12 protein-coding genes are annotated in these 16,040 nt (G+C 48.3%); 7 read left to right on the top strand and 5 right to left on the bottom strand.

Features of this window, described 5'->3' with window-relative positions; translation table 11 throughout:
* Positions 1-99: 99 nt before the first annotated feature.
* Entirely contained in the window at positions 100-1,515 is a 1,416-nt protein-coding gene (gene sufB / locus CRN95_RS02460) for a Fe-S cluster assembly protein SufB (RefSeq protein WP_088629969.1), read from the bottom strand.
* 342 nt (positions 1,516-1,857) lie between these two features.
* Here sufB and CRN95_RS02455 point away from each other — a divergent pair, with 342 nt between their 5' ends.
* Entirely contained in the window at positions 1,858-2,409 is a 552-nt protein-coding gene (locus CRN95_RS02455; RefSeq protein WP_235002888.1) for a hypothetical protein, read from the top strand.
* 174 nt (positions 2,410-2,583) lie between these two features.
* A complete protein-coding gene (locus tag CRN95_RS02450) occupies positions 2,584-5,163 on the top strand; it encodes an InlB B-repeat-containing protein (protein WP_088629971.1) in 2,580 nt (859 codons plus the stop codon).
* Between the two features lie 39 nt (positions 5,164-5,202).
* Here the strand turns inward: CRN95_RS02450 and CRN95_RS02445 are convergent, their stop codons facing one another.
* From CRN95_RS02445 to CRN95_RS02435, 3 genes are all read right to left on the bottom strand, one after another.
* Positions 5,203-8,496, bottom strand: coding sequence for a type IA DNA topoisomerase (locus tag CRN95_RS02445; RefSeq protein ID WP_097020007.1), 3,294 nt, complete (start codon positions 8,494-8,496; stop codon positions 5,203-5,205).
* Positions 8,497-8,579: 83 nt separating this feature from the next.
* Complete coding sequence (locus CRN95_RS02440) at positions 8,580-8,930, bottom strand: hypothetical protein (RefSeq protein WP_097020006.1); 351 nt, start codon at positions 8,928-8,930, stop codon at positions 8,580-8,582.
* A complete protein-coding gene (locus tag CRN95_RS02435) occupies positions 8,927-9,508 on the bottom strand; it encodes a hypothetical protein (protein WP_097020005.1) in 582 nt (193 codons plus the stop codon). The genes CRN95_RS02440 and CRN95_RS02435 overlap by 4 nt, the downstream gene beginning before the upstream one ends.
* Before the next feature lie 212 nt (positions 9,509-9,720).
* On the opposite strand from CRN95_RS02435, the gene CRN95_RS02430 reads away from it, so the two are divergent.
* Complete coding sequence (locus CRN95_RS02430) at positions 9,721-9,885, top strand: hypothetical protein (RefSeq protein WP_235002827.1); 165 nt, start codon at positions 9,721-9,723, stop codon at positions 9,883-9,885.
* A 69-nt stretch (positions 9,886-9,954) separates the two neighbouring features.
* On the opposite strand, the gene CRN95_RS02425 is transcribed toward CRN95_RS02430, so the two are convergent.
* Positions 9,955-11,355, bottom strand: a complete 1,401-nt coding sequence (locus CRN95_RS02425; RefSeq protein WP_097020003.1) for a tetratricopeptide repeat protein — start codon at positions 11,353-11,355, stop codon at positions 9,955-9,957.
* A 335-nt stretch (positions 11,356-11,690) separates the two neighbouring features.
* Here CRN95_RS02425 and leuA2 point away from each other — a divergent pair, with 335 nt between their 5' ends.
* The 4 genes from leuA2 to CRN95_RS02405 all read left to right on the top strand — a co-directional run bounded on the left by leuA2 (position 11,691) and on the right by CRN95_RS02405 (position 15,971).
* Complete coding sequence (leuA2, locus tag CRN95_RS02420; RefSeq protein ID WP_097020287.1) at positions 11,691-13,247, top strand: 2-isopropylmalate synthase LeuA2; 1,557 nt, start codon at positions 11,691-11,693, stop codon at positions 13,245-13,247.
* 75 nt (positions 13,248-13,322) lie between these two features.
* The gene (locus CRN95_RS02415; protein ID WP_097020002.1) at positions 13,323-13,667 is read left to right on the top strand and encodes a hypothetical protein; all 345 of its coding nucleotides are present in this window, start codon (positions 13,323-13,325) and stop codon (positions 13,665-13,667) included.
* Positions 13,668-13,698: 31 nt separating this feature from the next.
* The gene (locus CRN95_RS02410) at positions 13,699-14,508 is read left to right on the top strand and encodes a fibrobacter succinogenes major paralogous domain-containing protein (protein WP_097020001.1); all 810 of its coding nucleotides are present in this window, start codon (positions 13,699-13,701) and stop codon (positions 14,506-14,508) included.
* Positions 14,509-14,594: 86 nt separating this feature from the next.
* Positions 14,595-15,971 (top strand): pyridoxal phosphate-dependent aminotransferase, encoded by a 1,377-nt coding sequence (locus tag CRN95_RS02405; RefSeq protein WP_097020000.1) that lies wholly within the window; start codon positions 14,595-14,597, stop codon positions 15,969-15,971.
* Positions 15,972-16,040: the final 69 nt, after the last annotated feature.

Below are 16,040 nucleotides of genomic sequence, written 5' to 3'. Positions count from 1 at the left end.
ATATATAAAGTACTCCATATACACCAATAAGGGTCGGAAACTAAAATTTCCGGCCCTTTCCTTTTTGAATTAAAAGTCCACAGTTGTGTATTTGGGGTGTTAACCGACGCTGTGCTCGAGCTTGAGGGTGAGGAGCTGGCGTGCTTCGGTGGCAAATTCGCCCGGGAGTTCCTTGAAAACGTCCTTGCAGAATCCGCCCACCATCGCTTGTATAGCGTCTTCGCGCTTGATGCCGCGGCTTTCGAAGTAGAATAGCTGGTCTTCGCTGATACGGCTGGTCGTAGCTTCGTGCTCGGTCTGGGCGCTTGCGTTTGCTACGGTGATGTAGGGGAACGTGTGGGCGGCGCTCTTGGTGCCGACGAGCATGCTATCGCACTGGGTGTAGTTGCGGGCGCCTGTAGCGGACTTGCGGATGCTCACTTCGCCACGGTAGGCGTTGCTGGAGTAGTCGGCGCTGATGCCCTTCGAAATGATCGTGCTCTTGGTATTTTTGCCGATGTGGATCATCTTCGTGCCGGTGTCTGCTTGCATGTGGCCGTTCGTGAGGGCCACGCTGTAGAATTCGCCAACGGAATTGTCGCCCTGCAAGATGCAGCTCGGGTACTTCCACGTGATGGCGGAACCCGTTTCGACCTGCGTCCAGCTGATGCGGCTGTTCTTGCCTGCGCACTTGCCACGCTTCGTGACGAAGTTGTACACGCCGCCTGCGCCCGTTTCGCGGTCGCCTGCGTACCAGTTCTGCACGGTAGAATACTTGATGCTTGCGTTTTCCTTGGCCACGAGTTCCACGATAGCGCTGTGCAACTGCTTGCTTGAAAATTCCGGCGCGGTGCAGCCTTCGAGGTAGCTCACGCTCGCGTCGTCATCGGCGATGATCAATGTGCGTTCGAACTGGCCTGCTTCCTTGTTGTTGATGCGGAAGTAGGTGGAAAGGTCCATTGGGCACTTGACTCCAGGCGGAATATAGACGAAGCTTCCGTCGCCAAAGACTGCACTGTTGAGGGCCGCAAAGTAGTTGTCGCCAGCGGGGACCACGCTCCCGAGATATTCCTCGATAAGTTCGGGGTATTCCTTGATGGCGTCGCTGATAGAGCAGAAGATGATGCCCATTTCCATGAGCTTCTTCTTGTGGCTTGTGTAAATGCTGACGGAATCGAACACGGCATCGACGGCGACGTTCGCGAGTCGCTTCTGTTCGTCGAGCGGGATGCCGAGCTTTTCAAAAGTCGCCAAGAGTTCCGGATCTACATCTTCGATTTTTTCGTGGCTCTTCTTGGTTTTCGGTGCGGAATAGTAAACGATGTCCTGCAAATCGACAGGATTGAAGTGGAGCTCGCCCCAGTTGGGCTGTTCCATCGTCTTGAGCTTTTCGTAGGCTCTCAAGCGAAAATCGAGCATGAACTGTGGTTCGCCGCGAAGCGCTGACGCCCTGCGGATGATATCCTCGTTAAGGCCTTTTTCGAAGGCTTCGTTTTCAATATCAGTGACAAATCCATATTTGTAATTTTCGCTCATCTTTAACCCGCTTTAAACGAGTGCAAAGATAGTAAAATGTGGGAGCGATTCCAAAGGAAATGTCCCCAATTCTGGTTTAACCTATAGATGTGGTAGGTTTTCCTTGCACGTCATTCTGAGTGGCGAATAGCCACGAAGAATCCAGTGCTTTGTTTTTTGAGTGCTTGTCACCCCGGACTTGTTCCGGGGTCGCCATCCTTGCGCGTCATCCTGAACGCGAAGCGTGAAGGATCCAGTGACAGAACTTATTGCCTTTGTCACCCCGGCCTTGTGCCGGGATCGCCTTTCTTGTCATGCCCGACATCAGTCTTTTTTGATGGAAAATTTTATATTTTGTCTAAAGTGGTATTGCTGATGAAAATGATAAAATTGCTTAGTTCTGTTTGTGTATTGCTTTTGACGAGTTGCTCTTTTTTTAGGTCTGCTGATTGGTCTGATTCGTCTGATTGGCCGGCTGATAAGGGAATCACTTTTGTTGAAATTTCTTTAGAGGGACGTGATTCTGCAACGGTTAATATAATGAATAGTGCAAATTCTTTTATGTCTAAATTGTCTCTAAAAAAAGGTTCTCACCTTTATTCGCTGGCTTTGGATGAGGGTGAATGCGTATTTCGCGGCTTGGACTATAATTATGAGTCATCTTTGTCAAGTTCTTATTATAAAAGTCGTCCTTTAATTTCTGAAGAATCTAAGGATAGAGGTGGCTTTGAATACTGCGTTCCTTGGAAAACTGAAAAAGGTATTGTGACAATTTATGGGAAAATGTTATTTAATGTTGTCGAAAATGATGATTTTTATTTGAGATGTGATTTGACCGATTCGATACACCGAGCTGTTTGGGAAAAGGCCAAGGCTCTCTATCCTCAAACGTTTGAAGCTTTGAAGAAAAAATAAATATGCATACGATTGTTTGCTTGTGAGCTTTGTTGCTTTTGGGGCTTATATGCAACGCATGCAACAAAATCGTCATCCGCTTGTTTTGAAATGAGCGTACAGTGATTCTATTGTTCTCTTTAATTTGTACATTATTAGTGCTCGATAAAACTTTTTAATGATTATATTAAAGATATGAAGTGTTTGTATTCAATATTATTGCTGTTGTCTTTGGGGAGCTACTGCTTTGCTGCAGTAGGTGACACGCGGACTATCACTTACCACCTAAACGGAGGTGTAAACAACCCTGCGAACCCGGATAGCTACGTTGTCGTAAAGGACACGAGTAGCGACTTTTACTCATCCGTAATATCTGACACATGCAAGATTACACTCCTCGAGCCGACTCGCGAAGGTTCTCGGTTTCTGGGGTGGTTTGAGGAATCTTCTTATGGTTTTTACTCCACACCTAAAAAAACTATATCCCGTTGCAGTGGAAGCAAATACACGTTGGTTGCGCTTTGGGCTCCCGAAATCAAGAAGCCTCAGTTAAATGATGACAGCTGTTACCAGATCACCACCAAGGAGGAACTTTATGCCGTTCCCGATCTTTCCGCCTTTGCTTGTATAGAACTCCAGAATGATATCGTGGTCAATGAAAATCTGCTGGATGCGGACGGGAATCCGGACTCCACCCGCAAAGACATCATGTTCTGGCAGCCATTTGAATTTGGCGGGATATTTGAGGGCAACGGTCACACCATTTCGGGACTTTATTCCAAAACAGCTGGAGAAGCAGGCTTTTTTTCTAAGCTCTATATAGTAGCCGGCAAGCCCCCTGTTGTAAGGAACTTGGGCATTAAAGATTCCTATTTTGAGGGAAGTTCTTATGCGGGAGGTATTGCCGCACATATAGACCAGTCGGCACTTTTGGTCGATGTTTTTAGCAAAGCAACGGTTGTTTCCGGTAGCAGCGCCGGAGGCATTGTCGGTACAATCGTAAGCCACAAAGACTGGTCATGCCTTAGTGCTCCGCCTGCTCTGACAAAGCGTGCACCGGCATTGTCCGAATGGCCAACAATGGCCCCGAATAACGTGGCAAAAATTATCAATGCGTACAATGCTGGCCGCATTACAGGAGCTTCTAACGATTGGGCCGGAACCGGAGGTATTGTCGGGGAAGCGCAGGATTTTATCCTCGAGAACGCTTTCAACGTCGGAACTGTTTCTGGCGATGCCATTTTTGGCTACCATGATCTTGATTGGTGTTTCTACGACAGTTCCCGCCACCATGTTGAAATCAAGAACGCCTACTATGCCGGCGATGCGACTGCCAAATACGGTGGATCAAAAGCGACAGCGAACGAATTCAAGGACGGGACCGTTCTAGGCAAATTACAGGAGGGTTCCTATGGTGCCGCATGGGAACAAAACATAGGCACGAATTCGCACCCGGTTTTAACTTCCAAAGTGAAGTATTATCTTGACTATAAACTGAACGGTGGCAAAAACAGCGATCAAAATCCCAAGTACTACACAAGCGATACCACCATTATTTTGGCAAGCCCCACAAAGGCAGGCGACACCTTTGAAGGGTGGTTTACCGATAGCCTTTATAAAGAAAGAATCGATACCATCAAGGTCGGGACAAAAAAATACTACACTCTTTACGCCAAGTGGGAAAGCGAATATTTTGTGACCTATGTTGCCTATGGCGGCACAGATTCCGAAACCAATCCTTCGCGCTGGTCCTCGGATTCCGCCGCCTATACGCTTAAGGGATTAGAAAAAGTAGGCTACACTTTTGACGGCTGGTACGCCGATTCTACGTTTAAAACGCCTGTGAAAGAACTTACTAAGGATCGTCATGACGACATTACATTATATGCAAAGTGGATAACGAACAACTATAAAATTACCTACCACTTGAACGGCGGTGTGAACAATCCCGGAAATCCGGCGACATTTAATTTCGACACCACTGTCACCTTAAAAGAACCAACTCGTGAAGGCTTTGTTTTTGTAGGCTGGTTTGATAAACTCACCTATGCTAATGAAATAAAAGATTTCCCGCAAACGGACTACTTCAGCCGCGATTTCGACCTTTATGCACATTGGTACCCCGAACCTAAGAAACCTGCCACAAACGAAAATGGTTGCTACATCATCTCAGATCGCAATGAATTGTACTGGTTTGCTTTGTACACGAGCGACAAACTCGATGGCATCAAGGTCATGGAAAACCACCCCTGCGCCTGGCAGAAAAACGACATTGTCGTCAATGAAGCCCTTGTAGATGCCAACGGCAATTGGGTGGACGGAATTGTACTGTGGCAGCCCATTGGTGTGCTGAGCAGAGGCGAAACGACTCCTGTTTACTATGCCAACAACCATAGTATTTCGGGACTGTTTATCAACGATTATTACAGCCAATCCGTATGGGAAGAATTTTTCTGGCATCCGGATGATGCCGGCTCCTTCCCAAATTTTGTGAATAGTTGCGTAAACACAAATAATGGTACCATCTGGTCGAATGCGAAGATATCGCTTCGCGCGATTCCCAAGATGCCTTCGTTTGGTGTCAAAGCCGCGGGTCGTATGCTGCAAGTCTATGGGGCCCAAGTGGGGGCAAAGGTAAGTGTGTTCGACATGCAGGGCCGAGTAATTGCCAGTGGATTGGTAAATGATGCCGGAAACGTTGCACTTGAAATGAGCCTTGCCGGCAGTTATCTAGTTCAGGTGGGGCGCCAAGTGCACAGAATCGATGTAAAATAGGGATTTTCTTGTCATGCCCGACTCCGATCGGGCATCTCCCTACTTTTTAGAAATCACTTCCACAGTCAACTTATTAAACGCTATCTTGCCGCCTTCGCGCAGTTCTAGCGCAGCCCTGAATGTCGTATCGTTCTTTTTGAATGGTTCAAGGATAGGCGTGGATTTGTTCTTGAGGAGCGTTTCGACTTCTTCGTCGGAAAATTCACGCTTGAAGAATGTTTTGGGAATCCCGTAATTGCAGGCGGGGTTCATGCACACGTATGCCGCGAGCGTTTGCACTTCTCCGTTTGGCGTTTGCGTGGTCGTGCCGCTACGGAATCGCAGTTGGTCGCCGCAGCAAGGGCAGGGAAGGTCTCTATGGACGAATTCAAAGCTTGTGCGGCCGTCTTCACCGAGCTTTAGATAAGCGTCGAATTCCGTCCCTTTCTTGCTTTTGAATCCGGTCAACAGTTCTGTCTTGCCGCCGGTGAGGAGCGCCTTGATGTCAGCAACGCGGAGCTTTTTGCCAGCAACAGATTTGAACAAGGTAAAGTTGCAAGCCGGACAGAAAATGGCGTTCTTGTTTTCTTCGAGTTTCTTTTTGCAGAGCGGGCAGTTGAACTTGGTTTCGGTGCCGTGGAAATGACCGTCGTTCTCGAAGGCGAATGTCGCCTTGAAATCCTTGTCCCAGACGACTTTGGCGTTGAAAGTTGTGCCTTTCTTGGTCAAGAATCCGCTGATGATTTCTGTCGTGCCGTTGTTGAAAAGTTCCGCAATTTCCGTGTCGCTCATGACATGCCCGGCAATTGTCTTGTAGAAAACGAAGTCGCAAGTCGGGGCTGTGTCCGGTGTGAGTGTGGGGTCGCCATTTTCGTTGTTCGAAGTGGTGACGTCGTTCCCTTCGCAGATGAGGCGGTTGCCGGAATCCAAAAGCGTCTTGCCGCACTTGGGGCATTTATAATTGGTTGGCGTTTTGGCGCGAGCGTCATCAGAAAATTCAAAGCCGATGTTGCCGTCATCGCCTAATGTGAGCGTGGCGCTGAATGTCGTTCCTTTTTTGCTCTTGAAACCGCTGAGCAAATCGGACTTGCCGGTTTTCAGGAGTGTCGCCATTTCGGCGTGGCTCAGTGTGCGGCCTGCAATGGTGTGGCCAGCCTTAAAGCCGCATTCCTCATTTTTGCAAACGTAGCCCCACGGCGCAATTTCGAGCGGGCTAGAACATTTCGGGCATGGAATCGCGTCGGTGACAGTTTCGCGTTCGAACTGGCTGCCGTATTTTTGACGCAGATGTTCGAAGAGTTCCTTGACGTAATTCACGATGCCGTCGCGGAATTCAATCGGCGTGAGCTTGCCTTTCTCGACTTGCGAAAGCTTGAATTCCCATTCGCCGGTCATTTCGGGCGATTTGACTTTTTCGTCCATGAGCGCGATGACTTCGCGTCCGCGCTGGGTGCTAACAAGATAATTCTTTTGCGCTTCGATGAATCCGCGCTTTTTGAGCGTCTCGATGATGCCTGCTTGCGTGGCTGGAGTTCCGAGACCGCGTTCTTTCATGGCTTCGGCAAGTTCTTCATTTTCGATTTGCTTGCCTGCTGTTTTCATCGCGGCAAGGAGCGTCGCTTCGGTGAAGTACTTGGGCTTGCTCTTCTTTTTCTTTTGCTGTTCCAGGCTGTCGAAAGGCGCGTGGTCGCCGACATTCCATTCCGGGAACGTCTCGACGATATTCGTGATATCATCGCCATCGCCTTTGCCTTCGGCATCTGCACCCTTCGCATCACTTGTCATGCCGGACTCTGTTCCGGCATCGCCTTTTTTCTTTTTCGACGGTTTCTTCTTTTCTTCCTTGGCGAGCGCCCGGAATCCCAAATCCTCATTCCGCTTGAGCTTTAGGCGGAACAGTTCTGGCGCGACTCTCGCCTCAGCTGTCATTCCCGCCTCTGAGCGGGAATCTCCATTTTCGTTGCCTGCCTCTAGCAGAACTTCCATTTCGCTCCAGACATACGGCTTGAGCCATGCTTGCACAAAGCGTTCCTTGGCAAGCTTGTAGATGTTCTCTTCCATCTCTGGGAGATTTTGTGGTTCTTCTCCCGTGGGGATAATGGCAAAGTGGTCTGTGACTTTGCTAGAGTTGATGAAGACAAAGTTTTCATTGCCATCGCGCATGACGGATTTTTCTTGCGCTGTGGCAAGTCTTTGTGCAAGCGCGTATGCTTCTTGCTGCATCGTATCCGGCAGGTATTGCGAGTCCGTACGTGGGTAGGTGAGCAACTTCTTTTCGTACAAGTTTTGGGCGCAGTCGAGAACTTGCTGGGCGCTGTATTTAAAACGCTTGTTGCCCTCTTTTTGCAGCTCCGTCAAGTCGAACGGTTTTTGTGGGAACTGCTTTTTTTGCTGGATGTCAATCTTTGCAATTGTCGCTTCTTCCGGCGGCGAACATTTGTCTATAACAGCTTGCGCCGGCTCTTCTTTCTCGAAAATCGCAACTTTTAAATTGCTTTGTTTGTCCGCCGCGACCTTCGCTTCCGCGGCTGTTTCTGCCTCACTTGTCATTCCCGGCTCCGACCGGGAATCTCCTTGACTGTCACTGGATCCTTCACGTTGTTCAGGATGACGTTGTCCCCTTTCGTCTTTCGTCTCTCGTCTTTCGTCTAATAATTGCGCTTGGAACCCTTTCCACGTTCCCACAACGCTGTAATAAAACAGTTCCTTGAATTGCTCGACAATTGCATCGCGTTCCACGACCAGATTCAGCGTCGGCGTTTGCACGCGCCCCACCGAAATCATCTTTCCGCGCCCGGCGGTAAGCGTGTAAGCTCGCGTCGCATTCAGCCCGACCATCCAGTCGGCACGCTGGCGGAGCCTTGCCGCATAGCTCAAGTTCAAACGCTCGGTCGCGTCTTCCAGATTCTTCCAAGCCTTGTCCAAATCTTTCGCCACATAGCTGTTCACCCACAAACGCTTGATCTGCTTTTTGCGGAAGTCCGGCGTGTAGTCGAGAATCAGGTCGAAAATCAAATTACCTTCACGGCCCGCGTCTGCGCCGTTCACAAGCACGTCCGCCTTCGACATCATGTCGCGCACCACCGCGAGCTGCTTTCGCGTGCTCTCGATTTCCATCAACTTGAATTTTTCGGGCAAAAGCGGCAAATTCGAAAGTCGCCAACCGCCCTCAAATCCGGGGTAGGCGTCCAGCGGAGCAAGCGTAATCAAGTGACCAACGCACCACGTGATGCAATGGTTCTTGCCGATTAGACACCCGTCGCCTTGCGTAAACTTTTCACCCTCAATACGCTCCAGCATCGGCTTGTAATGTTGATTGGCGACAGAAGGTTTTTCGGCGACGAGTAAAATCATAATTGCCGAAAAGATATAAAATTTTTCAGTTTTTAAGGGATTTTAGTCTACTTGTGGACTATCAATCTTTTTTAATATACCCGCTAAAACAAACCGACTAAAAATTCGAAAAAATGTTTTATATAGTAGATGATATCAAATACGAACAAGATTAACCCAAACGAGGCTATAGGCAGAATTGGAACAACTCCGATTGCTGCAAAAAACATCCATACCTTTCTTTGGACAACCTCTATTTTCAACGAAAACAAATCAAGTAACAGCAAAATAGCCGAAACAAGCATTACTAAAGGGAATAGTAACAGTACAATGTAATCCGACCAAAAGCTATAGGTTCCTTTTATCAAGGCTGCCGGCGTATAATGAACTGCCAAGCACACTGCAGAAATAAAAGCAGTCAAGGTAAAGAGTTTATCTATTAGTTTCTTGATCAATTGAACCACTCCATAGCGCAATGATATGAAATAACGCTCTTGCCAGGAACGGCTTTCTGAAGTACAATTTTATCACTGAACGGACTAGGCTCTATTGTAAAGCCATCCAATGGCTCTGCATCATAAATAATTACGATAGAATCCTTTCGTTCATCAATTCCGATTCCCGTCCCCTGAACAACAGCCCCAATACCTCCATGTGGCGCAAACCTGTAAGTCAAAATATTTTTTCTTGCACCATCATCGTCCTGATACAGGAGATGCCAAACATAATAGGCCCTAGAATCAACAAAGAAATCGTACCAAAATGATTCGTTTTGATTCTCCCGTTCTAGGAAAATCCTTTTGCCATTCAATTCGCATTGCTTGGCTCCTTTATTTTTCACTCGAAAGCCATAAACATCTCCAGGATAGTTATTCTCATATATGGGAAAAGTCCCACCCTCAATTGGATTAAAACAGGAGTGACACAAAGACAAATACGAAAGAAAGATTATGGTAAAGGCGATTTTCGCCCACAAATCATTCTTTTTAAAAAACTGAACCGCTTGTGATACTTTTATCTTAGTTATTTGCATATAACAGATAGAATATACAAAATCTGGGTTGGTTTTACGTAATATCACAATGATTGAACTTGACAGAACTGTTACTTTGGGGTATATTTCGTTTTTTGCAGATGGTTGAACTTTTATGATGAGCGTTAAAAAGCCTACTTGACAAGGATTTCATCAAAGATGTATCTTTGACAGGGTACACCGACGAAATTCTTTTGAACGAGGTTGACGGTATGACAGACTTGCTTTACGAGAGACAAGGGGCCTATGCTCAAGGACATGACGATGCCCATAAAGAAGATGCTCAGTTAATGGTCGATGCCGGAATATTGACCCCAGAGAAAGCGGCTGAACTTTTCAAGGTTCCTAAAAAGGAAATCTTACCAAGAAATCGGTGATTGCTTTTCTTATTAAGTGAAAAATCTAGCCCGACTAAGTCGGGTTTTCTTTTTGGCTTTCTTTCCGCTTTATTCTAAATCGCTTAAATCTTCGAGGGGCGGATTATCATAAGGTCGATAAGGCCCAGGATGTACTCGAGGAGGACTCAATGTAAAGCCTGCATCATCCAAAATACGCTTGCGGTTAGATTCAAAGCGATCACTCTCGATTACCCTCTGCATAAACGTTGCGTAATCTTCAATAACCTTGTAAACCTTGTCGAAAGTCGAGCGAAATGCTTTACGCTTGTTTTCCACACGCGGCGTCGGTAACTGGTTTGCAAGATCTAAGGCAAAAACTTGGACGGAGTCGAGCTGGCTCTGCATTGCATCATAAGCCAGACGTGCGCTATCACGAGAAGCTACGGACACAAACGGCTGTTCCGTGAGCTTTTCAGTCTGAATCAAGGCGTCGAAAGCGTTCTTGTAATCTTTCTTCATGAAGTAACAGTAACCGATTATGAGGTAAGCTTCGGACACGATGAAGGATTCCGGAAGGTTGTTGATAATCCACTTGGCATATTTGATTGCTTCATCTATCTTGTAAACCTTAAGAAATGCCCATGCAATACCAAGCATAGCTTCGTCAAACACCGGAGATTCCTTTTGAACCAGACCGTACATCTGAGCGGCAGCTGCGAGATCCGGCTTTTCAGCAGAGGAGAAAATGTGACCGAGCTTCACCTTAGCCGCATTCTGTATGTCACGTTCGGACTTGTTGGAAACCGGCTGTTCCGTAATAGCGCGGAAGCAGTTTTCGGCTTCGTCGAATTTGTAGAGACGGCTGTAAGCGATACCCATGGTATAGCGGGCGTAGAGGTAGTTCGCATTACCCGGAAGGATGGAAGCGTGCAGGTCAATGGATTCCTGATAGAGACCCTGTTCGAGCTTAATCTGGCCGGCAACGTAGTCGGCGTCAGCCTTCGCATCGCTTTTGCCGAACTTCTGAGCAATGTACTGGTACTTATTCATTGCTTCTGTATATTTTCCTTCCTTATAGTCGATGTTCATCAACTGGAAGTGATACTTGGCAAGTTGGTCACTTTGCGGATAGCGCTTGATGGCATCTCGGTAAATTACCCTAGCAGCCTTGTGCATACGGAGTTTTTCGAAAGATTTTGCCTCGTAGAAAGCAGCCTGATCGACAAGGCGGAATGTCGGGTACTTGGTCTGGATTTCACCGAAGGCGTATGCAGCGTCCAAAAACTGACGGTTCAAGTAAAGACGCTTAGCGGCGCGGTAGTCGTCGAGCGGACCCGTTTCAAATAATCCTGCCGAGTTCTCGTACATCCAGGTGCTACTACCATATTCGGGAGACCACTCATCCTGCTGATACTGATTCGGCGTGTCGATGGCCTTTGCAAACAAGGATGTGCTGGCTACGGCAAGTCCGATAGCGGACGCTTTGACGAAACTAGTACGCAACATCATTTTATTTACGCTTGAAAAACTCTTCTGTAAAAATCGACTTTTTCAATATACATTATTTTGTGTGAAATGACCAACAATTGGGCTTGCTCCCCCCTTGCCATTCCCCTCGAATCTTTGTATATTCATGCACATGAGAAAAACTTTGAACCTTCTACTTCTACTTAGCATCGCTACCGAAGCGAGGTTTTAGGGATTTTTCAAAGATTTTCAAACGAATTTCAACCTAAAAGCGCCCGCTTCGAGAACGAAGCGGGTTCTTTTTTATGGCGAAATTCTATTTTTGGATTGAAAAATTAAAGGAACTTTGCGGTCTTGAAGCCGGCAAGGAGATAAAAATGACTGAAACGAGAAAACCATTCTTCTATGACGTAACACTGCGTGATGGTAACCAGGCTCTTCCGAAGCCCTGGAACAATGCCCAGAAAAAAGATGTTTATCTGTTGCTCTTGAAGCTCGGTGTGCAAGGTGCCGAAGTCGGTTTCCCTGCGTCTAGCGAAATGGATTTTGAGTCGGTCATGGAACTTGCAAAGCTCACCGCGCAGATGGCGGCAGAAGGCGACGAAACTGCAAAGAACGTCGTGGTTTCTGGCCTCGCTCGCTGCATCGAAAGCGATATCCAGCGCTGCTGGGAAGCTGTCCAGTACGCTCCGCATCCGCGCATCCATACGTTCCTTGCCACAAGCCCCTTGTCCATGGAAAACGTGCTGCACATGACGCCTGAACAGGTCAAGGAAAAGGCTGTGAAGTGCGTGAAGTTTGCAAAGTCGCTCGTCGGCGACAAGGGTGATGTGGAATTTAGCGCTGAACATTTTGGCGACTGCCTCGAAAACATGGATTTTGTGATTGATGTTCTGAAGGCTGTTGTCGAAGCGGGTGCTACGACGATCAACTTGCCGAACACGGTGGAACGCTATCGCCCGAAGCTCTATGTGGATCAGGTCAAGCAGGTCTATGAAGCTCTGCCCAAGAATATCACGATTTCTGTCCACTGCCATAACGACCTCGGCATGGCGACTGCAGCAACCGTCGAAAGCTTCTTCGTTGGTGCAACTCAGCTCGAAGTCGCTTTGAACGGTCTCGGCGAACGTTGCGGCAATACGAACTTCTATGAAGTCGCGATTGGTCTGCATAACTCCGGCGTCAATACGGGACTCCACCTCGAACGCATTTACGAAACTGCAATTCTCGTGAGCCACTGGAGCGGCGTGCCTATATACATCCGCGCTCCGTTGATCGGAACCGAAGCCATCGTGCACCGCAGCGGCATTCATCAGGATGGTGCCTCCAAGACAAAGGACATGAAGAAGGGCGCTTATCGTCCGATTGATTACTCGATCATTGGCCGTAACCAGAACGATACGCTCAGCTTCACGAGCCAGAGCGGTCGCACCGCCGTGTACGAAATCATCACGAAGTTCGGCTACAAGATGACCTTGCAGGAAGCTTCCAAGTTGCAGCCGGTGCTGAAGCGCTTGAGCGAAGCCGAAGGCGAACTCAGTGCCGAACGCGTGCTCGACGTGTTCCGCGAACAGTTCGTCAACGTGAACGGTCGCCTGGTGTTCAACAACATCGAAGTTATCCCGGACGAAAACCGCTTCATTTTCCACTTCAAGAAGGATGGCGAAGCGCTTGTGAAGTCCGTGACGGCAGAAGGTCCGATCGAAGCAGCCCTCATGCTCATGCGTGAAATCGGCATGCCGGTCGAGCTTGTGAAGTACCGCCAGCTCGTCGTTCCTGAAAAGGACAAGTTGTGGGCTGGTCGTGGCTTAAGCCGCATTGTCTTGAAGGCTAACGGCGAAGAAGTTGAAGGTCGCGGTGTCTCGAGCGATACGCTCAAGGCAAACATGCGCGCTCTCTTCGGCGGTGTGAACCTGATTTACAAGAAAGCATAACGTTACGCGCAATTGAAATGTCATGGCGGACTTGATCCGCCATCGCCTTCTTGTTGAGGGAATAAAGGAGAAAATATGTTAGAACAACTGAAACGCCCTTTCAAAAAAGTTTACGGCAAGGTGCGCTCCTATGTCAGCCGTTTTGTCGGACCCGTCAAGGATTCGGCGTCAAAGTTGTTCGCTCTGATTCCCGGATTCAAATCTTTCGCTGGTTCCGAGGATTTGGGCGAAGAAGCCGACGGCTCCACTTCGGGAGGAAAAAAGCCCGGGTTGCTCGCCAAGCTGAAAAATTTCAAGCAATCGCTCAAAGGCTTGAGCGATGCTCAAAAACTTATTCTCTTGACAATTGCCGTTGTACTCCCGGCGGGAATCTTGATTGCCGTCGGGCTTGCAAACTTTATCAAAAAACGCAAAAAATAACTTCGTTAAGCTCATTGAGAAGGTGGATCTTATGCATAAGCATATTTCGTTTGCTTTCCTTTTTTTGACGTTCTTCTTCGGCGCTTGCGGTGACAGCGAGACATCTGCTGGCATAGAACAGGGACTAAGCGAACCCGTTGAAGTGACTGGCAGCAGTTCTATTGTGAAATTTAGCAGCAGTTCTTTCGCGAAATCCAGTAGCAGCTCGAAAGTTTCGTCGAACTCCCGGACGGTGTTGTCACAGAATCCGACCGAATGCGAATTTGGAACTTTGCTTGACGAGCGTGACGGACAGACCTACAAGACAATAAAAATCGGTGACCAGGTATGGATGGCTGAAAATCTGAACTATGAGATGGATTCCAGTTTCTGTTACATGAACAGTTTGGATAGCTGTGAAAAATACGGACGGCTCTATACCTACTATACTGCTGACGAAGCGTGCCCTGCTGGATACCATCTGCCTACCAGGGAAGAATTTGCCATTCTCATGAGGCCCTTGTCCGAAAGGATAAACGAAAAAAGCGAAGATTGGTCTTACTACATGGCTCCATTTGCGTTAAAGGCCACCGAAGGCTGGGAACCTTATACCAAGCCTTTTCACGGAGATGTCTATTTGCCGGCTTCGACCAATGCGACCTGTTTTACGGCATTGCCTGCGGGCTATCGTATGTCGGGTCCAGGATTTAAGAATGCGGGCCGTGAAACCTATTTCTGGTGTCGCGACGATCATAGCGAAGGGCTGCGCATCGCGATTGATATGTCGTATGATACTTTTTTCGTAACTTCATATTGGTGGGATGACAACGAAGCGTTCTCAGTCCGTTGCATAAAGGACTAGTGCTTGTACACTACATGGTGAATCGATTTTGTTTCTAAATTTCTACTAACTCCAATAGCCTCACTCCTAACCACTAGCCGTTCACCATGCTTTCATCTCGACTTCCTAAAGATCTTTCTCCGTCGCCGTTCTTTGCTGAACTGGAACGCGCCAAGGCCGATGTTCTTGCAGAGTGCGCCGAAGCAAACTCGCTTCCGTTTATCGACATGACGGTGAGCTCGCCTGTGAAGGCTGGCTTGCCGGTGGATTTGGATGATGCGGTCGATGAAGGTCGTAAAGCTTTTGGCAATTGGAATCCCGATGCTTCGGGTTGGAAATCAGCTCGCGAGGCGGTGGTGGAGTATTACCGTGAACGCGGTGGTAATTTTACGGCAGGACAGATAATCCTTACCGCAAGCACGAGTGAAGCTTATTCCGTTTTGTTCAAGACCTTCTGCGATCCGGGCGATGTGATTTTAACGCCGATGCCGGGCTACCCTTTGCTCGATACACTTGCGCAGCTCGAACATTTGGAATGCGCTCCGTACTTTTTGAAGTTGAAACGTGAGCGGTTCGACAAGCTCACCGACCTTAAAAAGGTCACAGAGCGGCGCTCTGCGCCAGCCGAAGTGAACGCGTTCCGCTTTGTCCTGGATTCCGACAGCTTGCTTGCCGCGCCGGAACATGCGAAAATCTTGTTGCTCGTCTCGCCGCATAACCCGACGGGTCATTGTGTCTCGCGTGAAGAATGGAACGAGGCAGTTCGCTTCTGCGAAGAGAACAACATGATTCTTGTCGTCGATGAAGTCTTTGGCGATTACGCATTCACGGATAAAGTCTCGCGCACTTGGCAATATGTTTTCGCGCCTTGTCATCCTGAGCGAAACGAAGTGGAGTCGATATACGAAACTAGTCAACTTGTTGACTTAGTTGAGTTAGGTTCGAAGGAGCAGGATCTCTGGGACGCGGGTGGGGGAGACTTCATCAACCTTCCCGAAGACGGTCCGAAGTGCCCGATTTTCTGGTTGAATGGTCTCAGCAAAGCTGTGGGTTCGCCGCAGCTAAAGCTCGGCTGGATGGCGTTCTACGCTCCGCGCGAAAATTTCGAAGAAATTCGCGCGGCTCTTGAATTCGTTGAAGACGCATACTTGAGCGTCTCGGCACCTGCGCAGGCTCTCGGCGCATCCCTGCTCAAACATTCCGAAGCTTACGAATCTAAAGTTCTTGACCGCTTGCAACAGAATTGGCAGACGCTTCGCGAAGCGTTCCCGTCCAAGTATTGCCCCGAAGTTCTCGGCGGCTGGTACGCCGTTGTGCGTCTTGGTGAAGACGATGAAGAACTCACGCTTCGCTTGCTTCGCGAAAAGCATGTGCTTGTGCAGCCGGGCTTCTTCTTTGATTTTGACGAAGACGGCTGGGTGGTCATGAGCTTGTTGCAAGACCCCGCGATTTTCAAAGAAGCGATTGAACGCATTATAAAGTAAAAGCCCGCGCATCTGCACGGGCTTCTAAATTCGATCAAATTGTTTCGAGTGCCGCGCACTCTCGCAATG

This window comes from Fibrobacter sp. UWB16 (genome assembly GCF_900215325.1).
Classification (GTDB): domain Bacteria; phylum Fibrobacterota; class Fibrobacteria; order Fibrobacterales; family Fibrobacteraceae; genus Fibrobacter.
The sequence above is the reverse complement of the archived record's forward strand: the minus strand, read 5'-3'. Positions and strand labels throughout refer to the sequence as shown.

Excerpts from the sequence above, each read along its gene's own strand:
- sufB (WP_088629969.1), bottom strand. The coding sequence starts at position 1,515 with ATGAGCGAAAATTACAAATATGGATTTGTCACTGATATTGAAAACGAA.
- CRN95_RS02450 (WP_088629971.1), top strand. The coding sequence starts at position 2,584 with ATGAAGTGTTTGTATTCAATATTATTGCTGTTGTCTTTGGGGAGCTAC.
- CRN95_RS02445 (WP_097020007.1), bottom strand. The coding sequence starts at position 8,496 with ATGATTTTACTCGTCGCCGAAAAACCTTCTGTCGCCAATCAACATTAC.
- CRN95_RS02435 (WP_097020005.1), bottom strand. The coding sequence starts at position 9,508 with ATGCAAATAACTAAGATAAAAGTATCACAAGCGGTTCAGTTTTTTAAA.
- CRN95_RS02430 (WP_235002827.1), top strand. The coding sequence starts at position 9,721 with ATGACAGACTTGCTTTACGAGAGACAAGGGGCCTATGCTCAAGGACAT.
- CRN95_RS02425 (WP_097020003.1), bottom strand. The coding sequence starts at position 11,355 with ATGATGTTGCGTACTAGTTTCGTCAAAGCGTCCGCTATCGGACTTGCC.
- leuA2 (WP_097020287.1), top strand. The coding sequence starts at position 11,691 with ATGACTGAAACGAGAAAACCATTCTTCTATGACGTAACACTGCGTGAT.
- CRN95_RS02415 (WP_097020002.1), top strand. The coding sequence starts at position 13,323 with ATGTTAGAACAACTGAAACGCCCTTTCAAAAAAGTTTACGGCAAGGTG.
- CRN95_RS02410 (WP_097020001.1), top strand. The coding sequence starts at position 13,699 with ATGCATAAGCATATTTCGTTTGCTTTCCTTTTTTTGACGTTCTTCTTC.
- CRN95_RS02405 (WP_097020000.1), top strand. The coding sequence starts at position 14,595 with ATGCTTTCATCTCGACTTCCTAAAGATCTTTCTCCGTCGCCGTTCTTT.